At 52.7% G+C, this 18,634-nt stretch carries 13 protein-coding genes; 11 read left to right on the plus strand and 2 right to left on the minus strand.

The features are described 5' to 3' along the window. Nucleotide 1 precedes the first annotated feature (1 nt). The 5 genes from B7989_RS01140 (at nt 2) to B7989_RS01160 (ending at nt 10,689) form a co-directional block, all read left to right on the plus strand. Nucleotides 2-2,926, plus strand: coding sequence for an amino acid permease (locus B7989_RS01140; protein WP_088626809.1), 2,925 nt, complete (start codon nt 2-4; stop codon nt 2,924-2,926). A gap of 19 nt (nt 2,927-2,945) precedes the next feature. Further along, entirely contained in the window at nt 2,946-4,820 is a 1,875-nt protein-coding gene (locus B7989_RS01145) for an ATP-binding protein (RefSeq protein WP_158212839.1), read from the plus strand. Between the two features lie 159 nt (nt 4,821-4,979). Beyond that, complete coding sequence (locus B7989_RS01150; protein ID WP_233144196.1) at nt 4,980-7,448, plus strand: TonB-dependent siderophore receptor; 2,469 nt, start codon at nt 4,980-4,982, stop codon at nt 7,446-7,448. Nucleotides 7,449-7,505: 57 nt separating this feature from the next. Beyond that, a complete protein-coding gene (locus B7989_RS01155; RefSeq protein ID WP_088626812.1) occupies nt 7,506-8,915 on the plus strand; it encodes a sodium-dependent transporter in 1,410 nt (469 codons plus the stop codon). A gap of 127 nt (nt 8,916-9,042) precedes the next feature. Further along, nucleotides 9,043-10,689 (plus strand): hypothetical protein, encoded by a 1,647-nt coding sequence (locus tag B7989_RS01160; protein ID WP_088626813.1) that lies wholly within the window; start codon nt 9,043-9,045, stop codon nt 10,687-10,689. Between the two features lie 87 nt (nt 10,690-10,776). Here the strand turns inward: B7989_RS01160 and B7989_RS01165 are convergent, their stop codons facing one another. Together B7989_RS01165 and B7989_RS01170 are read right to left on the minus strand one after the other, a co-directional pair. Then, complete coding sequence (locus B7989_RS01165; protein WP_088626814.1) at nt 10,777-11,958, minus strand: glycoside hydrolase family 3 protein; 1,182 nt, start codon at nt 11,956-11,958, stop codon at nt 10,777-10,779. Nucleotides 11,959-11,972: 14 nt separating this feature from the next. Then, nucleotides 11,973-13,109, minus strand: a complete 1,137-nt coding sequence (locus tag B7989_RS01170; RefSeq protein ID WP_088626815.1) for an LD-carboxypeptidase — start codon at nt 13,107-13,109, stop codon at nt 11,973-11,975. A gap of 187 nt (nt 13,110-13,296) precedes the next feature. Here B7989_RS01170 and B7989_RS01175 point away from each other — a divergent pair, with 187 nt between their 5' ends. The 6 genes from B7989_RS01175 (at nt 13,297) to B7989_RS01200 (ending at nt 18,622) form a co-directional block, all read left to right on the plus strand. Beyond that, a complete protein-coding gene (locus B7989_RS01175) occupies nt 13,297-14,133 on the plus strand; it encodes a DUF3450 family protein (RefSeq protein ID WP_072798008.1) in 837 nt (278 codons plus the stop codon). Then, entirely contained in the window at nt 14,130-15,683 is a 1,554-nt protein-coding gene (locus B7989_RS01180; RefSeq protein ID WP_088626816.1) for a MotA/TolQ/ExbB proton channel family protein, read from the plus strand. The genes B7989_RS01175 and B7989_RS01180 overlap by 4 nt, the downstream gene beginning before the upstream one ends. A 6-nt stretch (nt 15,684-15,689) precedes the next feature. Beyond that, entirely contained in the window at nt 15,690-16,373 is a 684-nt protein-coding gene (locus B7989_RS01185) for a MotA/TolQ/ExbB proton channel family protein (protein WP_073056660.1), read from the plus strand. A gap of 2 nt (nt 16,374-16,375) precedes the next feature. Further along, on the plus strand, nt 16,376-16,780 hold the full coding sequence (locus B7989_RS01190) for a biopolymer transporter ExbD (RefSeq protein ID WP_072798016.1): 405 nt from the start codon (nt 16,376-16,378) through the stop codon (nt 16,778-16,780). Nucleotides 16,781-16,819: 39 nt separating this feature from the next. Further along, complete coding sequence (locus B7989_RS01195) at nt 16,820-17,443, plus strand: energy transducer TonB (RefSeq protein WP_233144197.1); 624 nt, start codon at nt 16,820-16,822, stop codon at nt 17,441-17,443. An 81-nt stretch (nt 17,444-17,524) separates the two neighbouring features. Beyond that, a complete protein-coding gene (locus B7989_RS01200; protein WP_233144198.1) occupies nt 17,525-18,622 on the plus strand; it encodes a lipopolysaccharide assembly protein LapB in 1,098 nt (365 codons plus the stop codon). The last annotated feature ends 12 nt before the right edge of the window (nt 18,623-18,634 follow it).

Consider the following 18,634-nt stretch of genomic DNA (forward strand, 5'->3'; position numbering starts at 1 on the left):
TATGTTGTTTGAAAAAGGTCAAAAATCTTGTGTCTTGTGCGCATGGGCGCTCTCCTTCGGGTGTGCGCTAGGCTGGGGCGCCTTCGTAATGCCCGCCACCACGCTCTTGCCGATTGCAGGCCCCCTAGGGACGGTTATCGCCCTCGTGCTTGGCGCCGCGCTGATGGGCGTTATTGCCTACAATTTCCATATCATGATGAACCGTATTCCCGGCACGGGGAGCGTGTTCTCCTTTACCAAGCAGCTTTTCGGTTACGACCATTCCTTCCTTTGCACCTGGGCCACGGCGCTTGCGTACTTGGCGGTACTGTGGGCCAACATGTCGGCCTTCGTGCTGTTTATCCGTTTCTTGTTCGGCCCCGTACTGCAAAGGGGATTCTGTTACAGCATCATGGGTTGCGAGGTTTGGGCAGGGGAACTGTTTACCACGCTTGCGATTATACTCCTGTTCGGATTTATCAGCTGCATGAATACGAATGTGCTGCGCTGGGTGAACACGGTGCTTGCGCTCCTGTTCTTTGGCGGTGTAGTGGGCCTGTTTGCAATTGTCGCCAGCAAGGGCGGAATAGACTTTTCGCACATGAGTCCGGCGTTTGCGACGGCGGGTACCGCGAAGGGGCATGCTCCCTTGATGCAGATTGTGAATGTGCTGGTGCTTGCCCCCTGGGCGTTTGTAGGCTTTGGCGTGGTGAGCTTTGCCTCTTCGACTTACCGGTTCAAGCCGAAATACAGTTTTGCGATTATGATGGCCGCCCTTGTTGCCGGTGCCATCGTCTATTCCCTCACCGCGCTGCTTTCGGTCTCGGTGACCCCCGCGAATTTTGGCGACTGGGAAGCTTATTTTACCAACCTGAAGAACCTCAAGGGCATTGAATCTGTCCCGGTATTCCACGCCGTTTTCAAGACCCTCGGTAACGGCGGCTTTGTGCTGCTCGCCATCACCGTCATGGCGGCCATTTCCACAAGCCTTCTTGGGCTTTACCGTTCGCTCGGGCGCATGTTCATGAGCCTTGCCAACGATTCCGTGATGCCGGCCTGGTTCGGGCATACTAACCGTCACGGCGCCACCAACCACAGCATTATCTACGTGATGCTTCTTTCCTGCATTATTCCGTTCTTCGGGAGAACCGCTATCGGTTGGATTGTAGACATCACCTCCATCAGTGCCTCAATCATTTACCTGTATGTGTCTGCGGGTATTGTCAAGATGGCGCGCGGCGAGACTGGCAGGCGCAAGACGGTAATGAACTTTACCGGAACGCTGGGCATCGTTATCTCAACGTTCTTCTTCTTCTTCCCGCTTACGCCGACGCTCTGGAACATGAATACCATTGCCACGGAATCCTTCATGATTCTGATGGCGTGGAGCATTGTCGGGTTCATCGTCTACAGGGCAGTATTCATGCATGACCAGGAGAATCGATTTGGCAAGTCGGCCATTATGTGGGTGACTATGCTGTTCATATTGCTGTTCTCGGCCGTCATGTGGGAACGTCAAGTCACCAACGACGAAACCGAAGATGTCATTGCGCGCATTACCGAGTTCCATACGGGATTGCACCAGAAGATGCATGTTCCCATGACCGAAGGCCAGATGCTTCAGGAAAAGAACTTCATGGAAGAGCAGATGGACCTTGTCCGCGATTCCCAGCTGAAGAACAACCTGGTAGAAACTCTCTTTATTGTCCTGTGTATCTTTATCGTGGTGAATATTTACCGCACGCAACAACAGCGCGAACAGAAACTTGACCAAGAAAAGCATATCGCTGAGGAATCCAACAGGGCAAAGACCATATTCCTTTCGAACATGAGCCATGACCTGCGCACACCCATGAACGCGATTATCGGCTATACCAATCTGTCGCGCAAACCGGAGGCAAGCCCCGAACAAATCCAGAAATACTTGGCCAAGATCGATTCTTCGAACATGTACCTGATGGCCCTCATCAACGACATGCTCGAAATGAGCCGCATCGAAATCGGGAAGATGGAGCTGGAAGAGCGACCCACCGACCTGCGGAAAATGATGGACGAAATCCGTGACATGTTCGAGGCGCAGATGGTGGGCAAGAACATCGCCTTTGCCGTGAAATACGACGGCCTCAGGAACCCAGTGGTGCTCTGCGACAGGAACCGCATGAACCGCGTGATTCTGAACTTGGTCAGCAATTCCTTCAAGTTTACTTCGGAAGGCGGGCACGTGTCAGTGAGCCTCGTCGAAAAGGAATGTGTTGAAGAGGGCAAGGCTGCATTCGAAATCCGCGTGAAGGATGACGGCGTCGGCATTTCGCCCGAGTTTGCAGACCGCGTGTTCGATGCCTTCGAGCGTGAGCGTGTTTCGACCATCAGCGGCGTGCAGGGAACGGGCCTCGGGCTTGCGATTGCAAAGAACGTGGTGTCGTTGATGGGCGGGACGATCAAGTTTGAATCGACAGTCGGCAAGGGGACGGAATTCTTCGTGAATGTGGTGCTGAAGACGGCCGCAGGCACGGATGTTCCCGAAAGCGACGGGCGCAATATTTCTTTTGCGGCCAAGGCGGATTTCACGAACATGCGCCTATTGCTGGTGGAAGACATGGAAGTGAATCGCGAACTGGCCAAAATCATTCTCGAAAGTCTCGGGTTCAAGGTCGAGATGGCGGTAAACGGCAAGCAGGCGGTCGAAATGGTGGAGAAGAACCCTGCCGGCTACTACAACGGGATTGTCATGGATATCCAGATGCCTGTGATGGACGGTTGCGAAGCGAGTCGCCAGATTCGTGCCATGCCCGACAAGAAAAAGGCCGGCGTTCCCATTATCGCCATGACCGCGAACGCCTTTGGCGATGACCTCAAGAAGTCGAAAGATGCCGGCATGAACGCTCACCTGGCAAAGCCCATCGATGTCGGCATGCTCACGGAAACACTTGTGCAGTGGGTACGGTAGCAGAACACGGGAAGAAATTATGACTTATTCAATTATTGGCATCCTGGCGACAATCCTTTTGCTTATTGGCAACCGCGACGTGTTGCGGAAGCAGCGCGAGTCGGAGTATTCGCGTACCCGCCTGTATTACCGCCGATTCTTGCTTGGCGTGCTTGTGTACTACATCACCGACATGCTGTGGGGCTTGCTGGACGAACAACGCCTGACTAGCCTCCAGTTTATCGATACTACCGTCTATTTCGTTGCCATGATAGCGACGGTCGTGCTGTGGGCGCGCTACGTGGTGTCTTATCTCAACCGCAAGAATTTTTTCGAAAAGTGGCTCTTGCGCACGGGACAAGCCATCTTCGGTGTATTCCTTATCTTTATCGTCATCAATTTCTTCTATCCGGTGTTTTTCTGGTTCGATGACCAAGGCGTTTACCACACCGCATTCATGCGGCATGCGGCACTTTTGGTACAAATTGCGATGTTCCTTTCTACATCAATCTATACTTTTTACATGACCGCGAAGACGCAGGGCGATATTCGTCAACGGCACTTGACTATCGGGCTTTTTGGTCTTGCCATGGTGGTGATGATAGCCTTCCAGGTGTTCTTCCCCCTGTGGCCCTTCTATGCGATGGGCTGCATGATCGGCATAACCCTCTTGCATAGCTTTGTGCTCGAAGACGAAACGGAAGAATACCGCCGCGAACTGGAGCGGAGCCGCGAGGCGCTCAAGGAAGCACTAGCTGCCGCCGAAAAGGCAAGCAAGGCGAAGACGGTGTTTCTTTCCAACATGAGCCACGAAATCCGCACGCCCTTGAACGCCATCATCGGACTCAATAGTATCGCCATGAACGATGCCGACCTTTCGCAGACAACGAGGGAGCACCTGCAGAAAATCGGGACATCGGCACAGCATTTGCTGGGTGTCATCAATGACATTCTAGATATCAGCCGTATCGAATCGGGCAGCATGTCGCTCAAGAATGCGGAATTCTCGTTCGTGCAAGAACTCGAGCAGGTGAACGCCATCGTGACGGCGCAGTGCCACGACAAGAAAATCCGTTACAGTTGCGATGTGAAGGACGGGGTGTCCAACTGCTATATCGGCGACGAGATGAAACTCAGACAGGTGCTGATAAACATTCTCGGGAATGCCGTCAAGTTCACTCCCGAAGGCGGCTCCGTTTCGCTTGTGGTGGAAGCGCTCGCGGTCGACGGGGAAAAATGCCCCCTGCGCTTTACCGTAGTAGATTCGGGAATCGGTATCGGCAAGGACTTTATGCCGCGCATGTTCGAAGCTTTTGCGCTGGAAGACGAATCCTACACCAGCAAGCACGGCAGTACGGGCCTAGGGCTTTCTATTACCAAGAGCATCGTGGAACTGATGGATGGGCGCATCGATGTGGAAAGCGAGAAGGGCGTCGGTTCCAAGTTCACCGTTACCGTCACGCTACAGAAGTCTCCGCACAATGGAGGTGGACTTTGCTCGTCGGGCGGACAGCGCGAAAAACCGCGCGCGACACTTTCCGGAAGAAAGGTGCTGCTCGCCGAAGATCTCCCTGTAAATGCGGAAATTATGGCGATGGTGCTTTCGATGCGTGAGATGAAGGCGGAACGTGCAGAAAACGGGCGCATTGCCGTAGAGATGTTCAAGTCGCATGAACCGGGCTACTATTCCGCAATCCTTATGGACGTGCGCATGCCCGAGATGGATGGCCTCGAGGCGACACGCGTCATCCGTTCCATGGACCGCGAAGACGCGAAGAGCATCCCCATTATCGCGCTCACCGCGAACGCCTTCGATGAGGACGTGCAGAACAGCCTGCAGGCCGGCCTGAACGCGCACTTGAGCAAGCCCGTGGAACCCGACGTACTCTTCAAGACGCTCGAGGAATTGCTGTAATCCATATTTTTTTAGGTGAAGGTAACACATTTCGTTCCTTCGGGTGTTACAATGGCAAATAGGGCCTCCTATTTGCTATTTTTTGTGAGAACGCGAGTTATTTTGAAACGTTATATTGAAATTTTCGTTTTGTTGCTGGCTATATTGAGTGTAGCCGCCGTGGCACAAGAACCTGTGCCCGATTCGCTTGCACCCCAAGGAATCACCTTTAACGGAATCGTGCAGGATTCCTCGTTTGCCCCAGGCGAAAAACTCAATGTCGAAATCCTGGAATCGGGCGAGGCGCTGCAAACCACCGTGGGCACGCCCTTTAGCATTGTGCTTCCCGAAGATACCCTTTGGAATGTGTGCGTCACGAATTCGGACACGGCGGGCGCCGAAAAAGAAAAATGCTACGAACTCAAGTACATTGGCGCTGAACGCAGTTTCTCGCAGGCCCTCGGCGAAGCATTCGCTGAACCCGATTCTATAGTAGAAGGGGAAGGCCTTCCCCTCGCTGCTGCCGCTGACACGGCATCCGCTACCCCTTCTAGCGGGGTCGCCCCGCAACGCCCCGACTCGTTGGCAAAAGATACTTTGGCGCAAGATTCCGCAAGCCAAGACGTCGATGTCGACGCCCTCCTCGCTGGCGGCGACAATGCCAAGGTGACCGAACTCAAGAAAGTCGTGGTGCAGCTGCGCCGTCGCCCCAAGCGTAAGCCCGGCGAATCTGTGGTGTCGGCTAAGTCCATCAAGCGTATGCCCAGCCTCGCCGAAGCCGACGTCATCAAGAGTATCCAGGCGCTCCCGGGCGTGGTCGCCAGCTCCGATTTCAGCTCCAAGATTTATGTGCGCGGTGGCGCCGCCGACCAGAACCTCTTCCTGTTCGACAACGCGGTCGTTTACTCTCCGGTGCATTTCTTCGGACTGTTCAGTACCTTCCTGGTCGAAGGCATTGATGACGTGCAATTCTACAAGAGTGGTTTCCCGGCGCAGTATGGTAACCGCCTGAGTTCCGTGCTCAAGATGGATGGCCGCGCCGGCGGTCAGGATACCGTCAATGAATGGTTCAGCAAGTCAAGCATCAAGATCAGTACGTTTGCGGCGCAACTCCATACCGAAGGCCATCAGGGTCCTGCACGCTGGGTGGTGGCAGGCCGTACTACCTACATCGGCTACATGCTCGATTTGATGAACGCCCTCGACATTATCGACCTGAACCTGGACTACGAATTTACAGACGTGCAGGGCACGTTCATGTATAACTTTACCGATGACACCCGCATGAAGCTTAGCTTCTATGTCGGTAAAGACCGCCTGAGTTTCGACCCGCTCTATATGGACTGGGGTAACGTAGCCATTCCGCTCAACATTACGCACCGCATCAATGGCGACTGGGACTACAACGCGACTCTTGCGTTCAGCGAGTTCTACCAGACCATGAAAATCGGTGAACTCATGTCGATCGAGATGTTCCTTTACACCTTCGCGGGCAAGCAGTGGGTTAACTACCGCGGCATTCCGAACCACACGTTCACTGCTGGCTACGAACTGGAATACATCTACGAGCGCTACCGCGAACAGATGTCCACCATCAGTGTGGCCGATATCCAGGAACCCTTCCACCATGTGGGCTACCTGCAGGATGCCTGGAAGTTTGCACCCGATTACCTGTTGCAATACGGCCTTCGCTTTAATTACCAGACGGCTGCAAAAGACTTTGGTGTAGAACCGCGTGCCTCATTGACCGTGAATATCGACGACGACAAGACGGTGGAATTCTACGGCGGTTATTACCTGCAGTATCTGAACGCGCTTGTCTATACCGACCAGGAAACGTTGAACGAATTCTATTATCCGGCCACCACGACCACCAAGGGCAAGCATATCGAGCCTGCGTCCTCGTGGCTGTTTGCGGCAGAGTATAGCCAGCGCGGCATTATGGAAGATTACGATGCGACCGTGGGCGTTTACTACAAGACCCAAAGCAACCTGAATACGTTTGTGTCTGTGCTGGACAGTAACGACGAAACCGCCTCCGACGACTTTGTACTGGCCGATGGCTTCGGAACGGCAGAAGGCTATTCCTTCGGTTACGAACTTTCGCTGCGTAAAGATAAGGGCTGGTGGTTCGGAGGCATTAACTGGAGTCAGAGCATTAGCGTCATGAAGACGGATGACGGCACCAAGCCGTATTTCCCGAGCTGGCATCAGCCTTACGCCCTCAAGATGGACTTGGGCATTAACTGGCGCGGCCCGGAAGATGCGTTGACGGTGCACCCGACCCAAAAGGACATGTATATTCGAACATCGGTTATCATGAAGTATTCAGCGGGCATGCCCATTAGCGAATACAAGGGTTACTACGTGTCGCAGGATATGGGTCACCAGCAGTATACCGATGCGACAGTGGTGTTGCCGGGTAGCCGCAATGCCGCCCGCCAGACGGACTATTTCCGTGTCGATATCAAGGCGATCGATATCGGTCGCGAAAACAAGTGGAACTTTAGCTGGACCTTTATTAACGTAACCGATCACGAGAATATGTTCTACACATTCTACGATACGAGCAAGAATCCGCCCGAAAAAACGGAGGTCACCCAGTTCCCGTTCTTGCCGGTTATGCTCAGTTACGAGTATTATTTCTAGCATTTTGAATAAAGTGGGGCTGACAAGGGTCTAGATTTTTCTATAGTTTTTTATACTATGGAACGCGAAACCTTTAAATCAAGACTCGGATTTATCCTCATTGCCGCCGGTTGCGCCATTGGCCTGGGCAACGTGTGGCGTTTCCCTTACATTGCTGGCCAGTACGGTGGAGCGGCCTTTGTGCTCCCGTACCTCGGCTTCTTGCTCTTCTTGGGCCTGCCCATTTTAATGGCAGAACTTGCCTTGGGTCGTGGCGGTAAGAGCGGTATCGCTCGCGCTTTCGACAACCTGGAAAAACCGGGTACCAAGTGGCATTGGGCCAAGTTCCCGCTGATTTCGGCCAACTATATATTAATGGCCTTCTACTCGGTGGTGACCGGCTGGATGTTCTACTACTTCTACAAGATGGTGACCGATCCCAAGTTCCTCTTGGGCACTCCTGATGAGATTGCGGCCGGCTTCGGCGAAATGCTCGGAAACCCGGGCCTCATGATCTTCTGGATGACGGTTGCCATTGTCATTGGCCTCTTTATTGTGTCGCTTGGCCTCCAGAAGGGTGTGGAACGCATCACCAAGGGCATGATGATTTGCCTGCTTATCATTATGGTGATCCTTGCGATTCGCGCCGTGACGCTCCCCGGCTCTACGGCTGGCCTTGAGTTCTACCTGTTGCCGTCCTTGGAACGCCTTACGCAATCGGGCAAGGGTCTGGGCGAGGCTATCTTTGCCGCCTTTGCACACGCCTTCTTTACCTTGAGCCTCGGTATCGGTAGCATGGCTATTTTCGGTAGCTACATCGGAAAGAATCATTCCCTGGCAAAAGAAGCCACGAGCGTCTGTATTCTTGATACCGTCGTCGCCTTGGTCGCGGGCATCATTGTGATTCCCAGCTGCTTTGCCTTCAACCAGTCTCCTGGTCAGGGCCCGGGCCTTATCTTCGTGACGCTTTCTAACGTGTTCGCCATGATGCCTGCCGGTAGATTCTTCGGTGCCGCATTCTTCCTGTTCATGTCGTTTGCGGCCATGTCTACCTTGATTGCCGTTTTCGAAAACCTGGTGTCGTTCTGGATGGACCTCAAGGGTTTCAAGCGCCGCAAGGTCGCCTATTGGAATATCTTGATCGTGTTCGTGCTTTCGCTCCCCTGCGCTCTCGGCTTCAACATGCTTTCGGGCTTTGAACCGTTCGGCCCCGGCAGCTGCGTTCTGGACCTCGAAGACTTTATCGTGAGCAACACCATGCTCCCGGCTGGTGGCATGTTCATCGCCATCTTCTGCTCTAGCCGCTATGGTTGGGGTCAGGAAAAGTTCTTTACCGAAATGAACGCCGGTAAGGGTTACAAGATTCCGTACAACGCCGCATTTAGAATCTACTTCAAGTGGGTCTTGCCGCTGCTGGTTTCGATCCTCCTGATTCAGGGTTACCTGTCCAAGTTTGCTCCGGAACTCTGCGCCAAGATTTTCGGATAAGCCTTATAAAGCTTGAATGGGGGCCGCATCGTAAAGGTGCGGCTCTTTTTTTATTAAAAAAACAATTGCGGATGGTGACACTTTTGCGGTGTATAGGTGTTTCAAATATGTAAATTTGCAGGGTACAATGAAACAATTGCTTACATCTCGTCGTTTTTTGCCGTTCGCTCTTTGCGCGTTGTTCATGTTGGTGGCGTGCGATTTTCACGGTCCGTGGGAATATTACCCCGAAAAGCGCGACGTGTATACGGGTATCTACACCTACGGCTACGTTATCAGTGGCGAATCTCCTTATGTCTGCTTTTCGAAGGTTTACGAACTTGACGAAACGGCGGCCGAAAACTTTGCGTTTTACGACAGTGCCTACGTAACGGTATCGGGCCATTTTGACAGTCGTTACAGCGGTATAGACGAAGTGGATACGACGCTTGTCTTGAGTCCCTTTAGTCGTAAGCCGAATTGCTTTAGCGACGTTGCATACGAAGGTGTTATCGGCGAAACCTACAAGCTGGAAGCCTACTTTGTGTGGGATAGCTCGGGCCACAAGGCGAAATCCCGTTACAAGGCGGAGGCGATTATTCCGCCAGCTGTTAAAGTCAAGGGCTTGAATGTTCCTCTGCAAAATGGCGACTATGAGTGGATGGCTTTCGATGAAAGTAAGCCTAGGTTCGAAATAGACTTCCTGGAATTTCCCATGGACATGGAATTCGTGAAGTGCGCCCTGGATTACGATCAGTCTGTGAGAGGCGTCATTGCGGTGATGAATTACGACATGGGTAACGCCGAATCGCAGAATACGACCATCAACAACATGTTCAAGGGCTTTACCGACGAAGATGACCAAGGCTACCGCGGTATTGCGATTCATGACCCTTTGGAACTGACTGAAAATTTGGGCTTTACCTCGAACCGCAAGGTGGCAGATTTCCGTGCGCTGGACACCGCCTACCTGATGAACATGATGCTCCCCTTGGGCGATGTCTCTGTGGACTTGTATTCGACGGATGAATCCTATATCGATTATATAGACAAGGTGAAGGAATCGGTGAACGACTCGCGCATCATTCCGGAATCCAATATCGAAAACGGCATGGGCGTGTTTACCGGAATGTCTAAGGCGACGGTGTTGCTGCATGTTAATGGTAAGGGCGTGGGCATGAAGCACATTGCTCATCACAACTGCTACAATACCGAGGGCGATCTTTCGGATAGCTGGGATTCCAAGGGTTGCAGACTTTACCAGGATATTTACTGCGCGGGAATCGATCTCAATTGGACAGGTGACTTGGCGAATCAGAATAGGTATGCCTACGAAACCTACCGAGATTCTGTATACAGCAGGGATTCTAAGGAATGCTATGCCTCGAACGTGAAGGCCGCCATGATGCTCGATACCACCAAGTGGTCCATGTTCCTGCCCGACACGATCAATGCGGAAGACAAGTCCAGAGCCTACGCCGACGGCCTTAAGCGTTATTGCGTGGCAAGCAACTTCGAGAACAACAAGATTGCAGATTGCTACAACTTGTACGAGCTTTGCATCGTGAATCCGGAAGATAATTACTGCAAGGAATATCTGTGGACCTGGTGCGCCGACCGTGACTGGCCGGATATTGAACAGTGTCAGAGCGCCTTGGTGAGCCGCTACTACCTCAAGGAACAGAAGTCAAGCATTCTCAAGCGCGAAGCCCAGAAAATCTGCAACCGTTACCACCCCGTTATTTGCGACAACTGGTGTGAAAAGCAGAAAGACGGCCGCATGAAATGCCAGTAACGTTATGGCAATAAGTTTGTAAGACAAGAGCCCTGGCGATAAAGCCGGGGCTCTTTCTGTATGCGAGGATTTTTGAGCGTTGAAGAGTTATTTCTTCTTTAACGCGAGGATGCGCTTGACGCTTTCGTCGATGCGGGATTCTTTGATGTCGCCCTTTTCGACGGCCTTGACGACTGCATCGAACACCTGCGTGAATTCGCGGGAGCAAAGCACTACGTCGACACCAGCCTGGATAGACTTGATGGCGGCTTCGGCGTTGCCGAATTGCGTGGTGATGGCGCCCATATCCATGGCGTCGGTCACGATGACTCCCTTGAAACCGAGTTCGCCGCGGAGCTTGTCTTGCAGAATGACAGGAGAAAGTGTTGCGGGCAGATCGTCGCCAGTGACTTTCGGAGCCGCGATGTGGGCGGTCATGATCATCTGGGCGCCTGCCTTGATGCCGGCCTTGAACGGAATCATTTCGCACTTGAGCATTTCTTTCCAAGTCTTGTTGGTCTCGGCGTAGCCGGAATGCGTGTCGGTCTTTACGTCGCCGTGGCCAGGGAAATGCTTGAGCGTGCCGATAATGCCTGCGGAATCGAGGCCGTTGAGGTAACTTACCACAAAATCGGCGGCGGTCTCGGGGTCGTCCGAGAAGGCGCGCGCCCCGATGACGATGTTTTCAGGGTTCGTGTTCACGTCGGCGACCGGGGCGTAGTCGATGTCGAATCCGTATTCCTTGATGTAGCTTCCGATGGTGAACGCCGCCTTGTAGGCTTCGTTCGGGTCGCCGCTTTCGGCAATGGCGGCCATGCTTTCGTACTTGGGAACGTCAAAGTTCTCGTTGTTCGCGATACGGGCGACGCGGCCGCCTTCTTCGTCAATGGCAAGGAGTGGAGAGCCGTTCAGTTCCCTGATTTCGGCGATGAATTCGCCGAGCTGGTCTTCGTCTACAATATTGTGGGCGTAAAGAATCATGCCGCCAATGGGGTAGTCCTTGTTGATGGCTAGCATGGTCTTGTTCACGTGCTGTAGCTTGTAATCTGGAAGTTCCGCGTATTCGTTCCAGTGAATGCTCGTGTCAAGCGCTTCGGGGCGAATGAAGAACATCTGTCCCACTTTTTCGCGAATCGACATCTTGCTTACGTCAATCGTGGCGCTTTCTTTAGAATCGTCAGAAGGCGATGACGAAGAATCATCACCGCAGGCGACAAGCGTCAAGGTTAACGATAATGCAAAAATGGAATGTTGCGCGATGCTTGCAATGACGTTTTTCTTGAAATCCATAAACACTTCAAAAATTATTCAATTGAAAAAATCTTACCCGAAAGCATCAGGCGAATTGCCTTCGAAAGGGTAGTCTTGGCTGTGAGTTTGTCTGTGTCGATGTCTTTGGTTTTGCCATCGATATCGAAGGCGAGCGTGGCGCCTTTGTCGCTTACATCCATCTTGACTTTTGCGCCCATCACGAGCGGCAAGTTCACGTCGTCGTGACCGGCCGGGAATCCGCACATCACAGGAATGTCGTATTTCTTGAGGTAGCTCGAAAGCATGGCCTCGGTGCTTTCGTAATCAAGATCGGTGCCGGAATCCACGAACTCGCCGAGAATCACGCCGCGCACGTTTTCCATGACGCCGTGCAGTTCGATGGAATGGAACATGCGGTCGATGTTGCGCAGGTTTTCGCCGATTTCTTCCATGAACAAGATGATTCCGTCGTTCTGGAAAATATCGATGTCGCTTGTGCCGATGAGCGGCACGAAGGTGGTCATGTTGCCGCCCACGAGAATGCCTTCGGCTTTGCCCTTCTGGTTGTATTTGTGCTTGGGAACCTTGTAAGTCGGCACTTCGCCTTTGAGCAAGTCGCGCAGGAGTGTACTGTTGTCGTCTTTGCCTGCGGTTTTGGCGATGCTGGAACTCATGGTGCCGTGAATGCTCATGACGCCTGCCTTGGTCTGCATGGCATGCAGTGTGGTGATATCGCTGTAGCCAATAAGCCACTTGGGGTTCTTTTTCACAAGTTTCGGGTCAATGAGGTCGACCAGTTGAATGGTGCCGTAGCCGCCACGGTTGGCAAGGATTGCCTTGATGCTTGTGTCCTTGAGGGCGGTAATAAAGTCTTTGGCGCGTTCTTCGGCGGTGCCGGCGTATTTGCCTGCTTCAAGTTTGCCTACGTTCTTGCCGATAACGGGCGTGAATCCCCATTCCTTGATGACGTCGGCGGTCTTTTGGATGTTGGAATCGGGGGTGGTGTACGAGGGCGAAATTAGGGCAACCTTGTCGCCTTTTTTCAGGAATGCTGGCATTGTGCATTCGGCGAGCGGAGCCGTTTTTTCTCCGGGCCATTCTATGGCGCCAGTGGAGCCGTCGTCGCTACAGGCGGAAAGGAAACATAGGGCAACAATAGCACTGAAAGTGCCAATTTTTTTAATATCCATAATCACCTTCTTAATTTTGTAAACATAAATATACCTTGAAGGCCGGTTCATGTCAATTAAAAAGGGGCGGAATGGGGCGCCGGATGGGGCCAAACGCTAAAGTTTTTTTGATATATCGGTAACACTTTTGTTTTGGTCAGGTGTTTTATTTATGTAAATTTTGATGTCTCACTTATTGCGGAAAGTTATGAAACGACTGAAATTATTACCGTTGACGCTTGTCGTGATGCTCCTTTCGGGGGTGGCATTTGCTGATCGTGACGCCGAAATTCGCGATTTGAAGCTCGAAAAAGACAAGCTGAATTCCGAAATCCAGAAATTGAACCGCCAGATCGCCTCGACCGATTCGATGCTCAAGGCGGACGATTCCCGTTACAAGACGTTGCAGGCCCGTTACAAGGCCGACACGGAACGCCGTCGTAGCGAAATCGATACCTTGAATGCCAAAATCAAGAACGTGGCTGCTGAACTCCAGACGGAACGCAACAAACAGGCCCGCGCGAAGAACAAGAGCGACAATGTGGCATCCAAGCGTAAGGCGCTGCGCGAAGAACTCGCCGGCATCAGCAAGCGTTTAGAAGCTCAAGTCGCACAGACGCTCCCGTGGGAACGCGAAAGCAGACTTGACCGCGTCAAATCGCTCACCCGCGATATCGAAAGCGGTAACGCCAGCGAAGAAGAAGCTTTTTCTCGCCTGAAGTCGCTTGTTGCCGAAGAAACCAAGTTCGGTGATGAAGTGGCAATCATCAACAGCCCGCTGACCCGTAAAGACGGCGAACTCATTAACGCGGCGATTCTGCGCATCGGTAACCAGTGGATGGTTTACAGCGACGACAACGGTACCGTTTTCGGAACGCTCGTGCGCAAGATGGTGGATGGCAAGATTGTCTACGAATGGAACGAAGACTTGAATTTGGAAGAACGCGCTGCGGTAAAGCTCGCACTTGACGTGAAACAGGCGAAAAAGCCGCCTCAGGTCGTGAAGTTGCCCGTAAGCCTTTCTGTGGTGGGGGGTGAGAAATGATTTTGAATAAGAATGTTGCATTGTGCGCCTTGATGATTTCGGCCTCTTCTGCTTTTGCGTGGCCGTGGTCGGGTTCGGGCGAAAGCAAGGCTACTGCCGAAGACCAGGCACGAATCAAGGATTCCCTGCAGACTGAAGAAGTTCGCAACTTGCAGCGCGAAGTAGAGGCTTTGACCCGCATTCGCTTGCAGAAGGCCGATTCGCTTGAAAAGCTTGAAGCCGAACACTGGCGCAAGCGTTATGCCGAATCCCAGTTGACCGAAGAACACCAGGCGGCATCGCGCGAACTGGATGCCCGCTATTCCAAGCTTTCGACGGATCTTGGTCGCGTGAGCGAAGAAGTCGCGGCAAGCAAGAGCCTGACCGAAGAAGCCGAAGAAAAGGCTCAGTCCGAAGAATCTGCTTACGATGCATTGAATACGCAGGTGAAGCTTTCGATCGATAAGACGCTTGGCGATGCCATGGGTGATTACCCGGTGGGCATGAACGGCCGCTTGATTCGCCTGAAACAAGCCTCTAACGAAGCCGAAAAGGCGACGCCGAATACGATTGGTGCGGTGCAGAGCTACATGGACGATTTGCTGATCCGTCATGAATTGACTTATACGCAGTTCTACGGTCGCGAAACTTCGCAGGTGGGCAGTCGCCCCGATGTGAACGTGAACCGTTTGCGCTTGGGTACCGTGTTTCTCGGCGAAGTCGCGCAGGACAATGGCGATGTGCAGGCATTGCTCCGCTCTGGCGCCTTGCAGGGTAAGGTGTTTGAATGGAATGCTGCGCTCCCGCCTGAAATGGCCGGTAATGTGAAGCAGGCTGTGGTACAGGCAGGTTCTGCTGGCGAAACTGCTTCGCCGACGGTCGTGATTCCGCTGGATGTGCTCCAGAATAAGGCAATCAAGAATGCGATTACCGATACCAAGGAACTCACGATGACTGAACAGTTCAAGGAATTCTTCAAGAAGGGCGGTATCGTGATGTACCCGCTCATGCTGGTGGCGATCTTTGCGTTGCTCCTTTGCTTGGAACGCTTCTTGGTATTGACTTTCCGCGGACATTTGGGCCGCCGCTTCCTCAAAAAGTTGAATGCGCTTGTCAAGGAATCCCGTTACGAAGACGCTGCGAATCTTTGCCTGAAAAAGGAAACGAGCCTTTCGCTGGTGCTGTTTGCAGTGCTGAACCGTGCCCGCGACAAGCGCGAAGATGCGGAACGCTCGCTGCAAGAAGCGATGCTCCGTGAACAGCCGAAATTGGAACGCCGCATGGGCCTGTTGGCTGCCATGGGTACGATTGCTCCGCTGCTTGGCTTGCTCGGTACGGTGACCGGTATCATTACGCTCTTTACCGTGATTACCGAAGTCGGTACGAATGACGCACGCGTTTTGGCAGGCGGTATTTCCGAAGCCCTGGTGACGACGGAAACGGGCCTTGTGATTGCCATTCCGGTGATGATTTTGCACGGCCTCTTGAGCGAAAAAATTGAAAAGGTCACGAGCGAAATGTATGTGCAGAGTACCTCGCTATTGAACAGAATTTTCGGGAAGGAAGCGTAAGCGGGCATGTCTAACACCCATTACATATTCCTGGAGTCTCTGCAGAACACTTACCAGGCGGGCGGCGTGGTTATGCTCCCGATTCTCTTGGCTGGTGTTATCGGATTCTACTTCCTGTTTTCGAGCTGGTTCCGCATTGGGAGTGACTTCTTCCGTGCCGACATTCACAGGGTCATCAAGCGCATGCGTCTTGACTTGAACGGCGGCAACGAAGAATACGAGAAGAATGCTGAACCCCCGAGCGTCGAAAAGGCGTTGCGCAGGCTTCGCAAGCGTGGCGGACTTTTGGGTCGTGAGCTGAGCTATGCGATTGATGTGGCGAAGGAAAACCCTGAAGGATTCCGCGACTACATGCAGGTGCGTCTCGCCAAGACGGTACGCTATATGGAGCAAGGAAACCACATTGTGTCTGTGATGGCCTCGGCCGCACCGCTCCTGGGTTTGCTTGGAACCGTGACGGGCATGGTCTCGACCTTTGAAGTGATTACGCTTTACGGAAACCAGAACCCGGTGCTCATGGCCGATGGCATTTCCGAAGCGTTGATTTCGACGCAGAGTGGCTTGCTCGTGGCATTCCCGCTCACGCTCTTGAAACAGCGCCTGGATGAACGTGTTGAAATTTTGCGCCAGAAGATGGAACTTGGCGCGACTGTGATTGAAAACTATTTTGTGGAAAAGGCTGAAGGCTAGTTATGGAATTCAATTTGCCGAGAAGAAAGCAGAAAGACATGGGCATCGAAATGGGCCCGCTGATGGATATCGTGTTCATCTTGCTCATCTTTTTTGTGGTGACGTCTTCGTTTACGCGTGAAACGGGTGTTGACGTGACTAAGCCGCAGGCACAGTCTGCAAGCCAACTCGAAAAAGAGAACTTGCTGATTGCCATTACCCGCGAAGGCACAATCCATATGAATGAACGCCAGGTGGACTTGGCGAGCTTGCAAGATATTTTGAAACAGTCGCTTGCAAAGGCTCCGGATCGCGAAGCGGTGGTGATTGCTGACAAGGGTGCCGAAACGGGCGTGTTGGTGCAGGTGATTGACATGTGCAACTTGGCTGGAGTCAAGAAGGTTTCGATTGCGGCTCAAGCTGAATAGGGTTAGACGAGAGAGATGTTGCATTTTTTGAAAAAAATAGTGAAGCGTTTTAGCATTTTGCTTGCGGCGATTCTCGCGAGTATGCTTCTCGTGTTCTCGGTGACGATGGCGAACTTGTTCCTGACGGGTAAGGTGTTTCACGAAAAGAAATACAACAAGACCGAAATCGCCATCAAGAAAGTAGACGAAGTCGAAAAAAAAGTTGAAAAGAAAAAGCCTGCTCGCAAGCCGAATCGCATGAGGTCGAATTCTCGCTCGCCTAAGGCTGGCCCGCGTTTTGCGATGAATTTGGGTGCCGCTTCGGGTAACGGCGGCGCTGCTGTAAGCCGTGACTTGGTGGCTGATTTCCGCGGCGGCGCGCTCTCGACGGAAAAGGGCGATGTGGATAAGAAACCCGAAAGCCGCAGCATGGCGAATTTCCAAGTGCCGCCCAAGATTCGCGACAACGAAATCGATGCAACGCTCCGCTTGAGTTTTTGCGTGGATGTAAGCGGCAAGGCTTACGATATCAAGGTGCTTGAAGAATCTCCAGCAGGTTCCGGCCTTGCGCAGGCGGGCCGTGAGGCTCTTGGCCGCATGACATTTACTCCTGCCGAAAAGGCGGGCAAGGCAGTGCCTTTCTGTGGTATGGAACAACCGTTCGAAGTGAAGTTTAGGGACTGATTTAGACGAGAGAACGGACCTACGGTCCTACAGACTAGAGACGAAAGAATTATAATGGCGCTTTGCGCAAAGAGTTTAAAAATGATGATGAAAGGAATGATAAGTAAGTACAATAGTTTGATGGGAGATTCTTGTATTGCATCTCTCTCGTCTCTCGTCTTTCGTCTCTCGTCTGTTTTGCTTTTTCTTGCTGCCTCTTGTTTCGCTGCGCAGTCTTCTTACGATTTGATGGAACGCGCGAATGCCCTTTACCGCGACGGAAAATTCAAGCAGGCCATTACGCTTTATCGCAAGGCTGAATCTCGCGGCGCCGACCCCGTCGCCACCAGTTTCAACATCGCGAATAGCTATTACCAGTTGGAAAACTTGCCCGAAGCCGCCGCCACTTACCGCAAGGCAATCGACTTCTCGAATGGTGCGTTTTCGCCCGCGCTCTTTAACATGGCGAGCGTGTATTTTAGACTCAAACAGTATCCGGAATGCGTGGCGGCGTATCACCGCGCGTTGAAACTGGAACCGGAAAATGTTTCCGGTTGGCTTTACTTAGGCGAAGCCTACAGTAAAACCGGCGACGCGGTCGGCGCCTTGCGTGCCATTGAAAAAGCTTACCAGCTCGACAAAGAAGACATCAGCATCGTGTACCAGCTTTCCGAAGCGAACATCTCGCTCAATGATTTTGAACGCGCTGTGACCGTGATTCGCGAAGGCTATGCCGCCCACCCCGAAGAAATCGACTTCCTGGTTTACCTAGGTGATGTTTACCGTCTGAACAAACAGTACGAAGAAAGCGCCGCCGCCTACCGCGAAGCGCTGGGGGTACGCCCTGATGATCCGGCGACCATGTACAAACTTGCTGACGTTCTCGCCGAAGACAATAAGCCCTTTGTCGCGATGGATGTGCTCAACAACCTCACGCAAATCAAACCCGATTTTAGCGATGCAGCCATCTTCCTCGGGAACCTGGCTTACGACGCTAAGTTCCTCGACCGCGCCGAATCCGCCTACGAGCTTGCCGCAAAGCAGGGCAACACCGAAGCCGTATTCGGTTACAAGAACATGGCCTACGACGCCCACGCCCAAAAGCGCGATGACGAGGCCTTGCGCCTGCTACGCACCGCCCAGAGCTACTTCCCGGACGATGTCACCTTGCAGGCCGACATCTTGGAATTCGAGAAGTAGAATTTTAGAGAA

Source organism: Fibrobacter sp. UWB5, from assembly GCF_002210295.1.
Lineage (GTDB): Bacteria > Fibrobacterota > Fibrobacteria > Fibrobacterales > Fibrobacteraceae > Fibrobacter.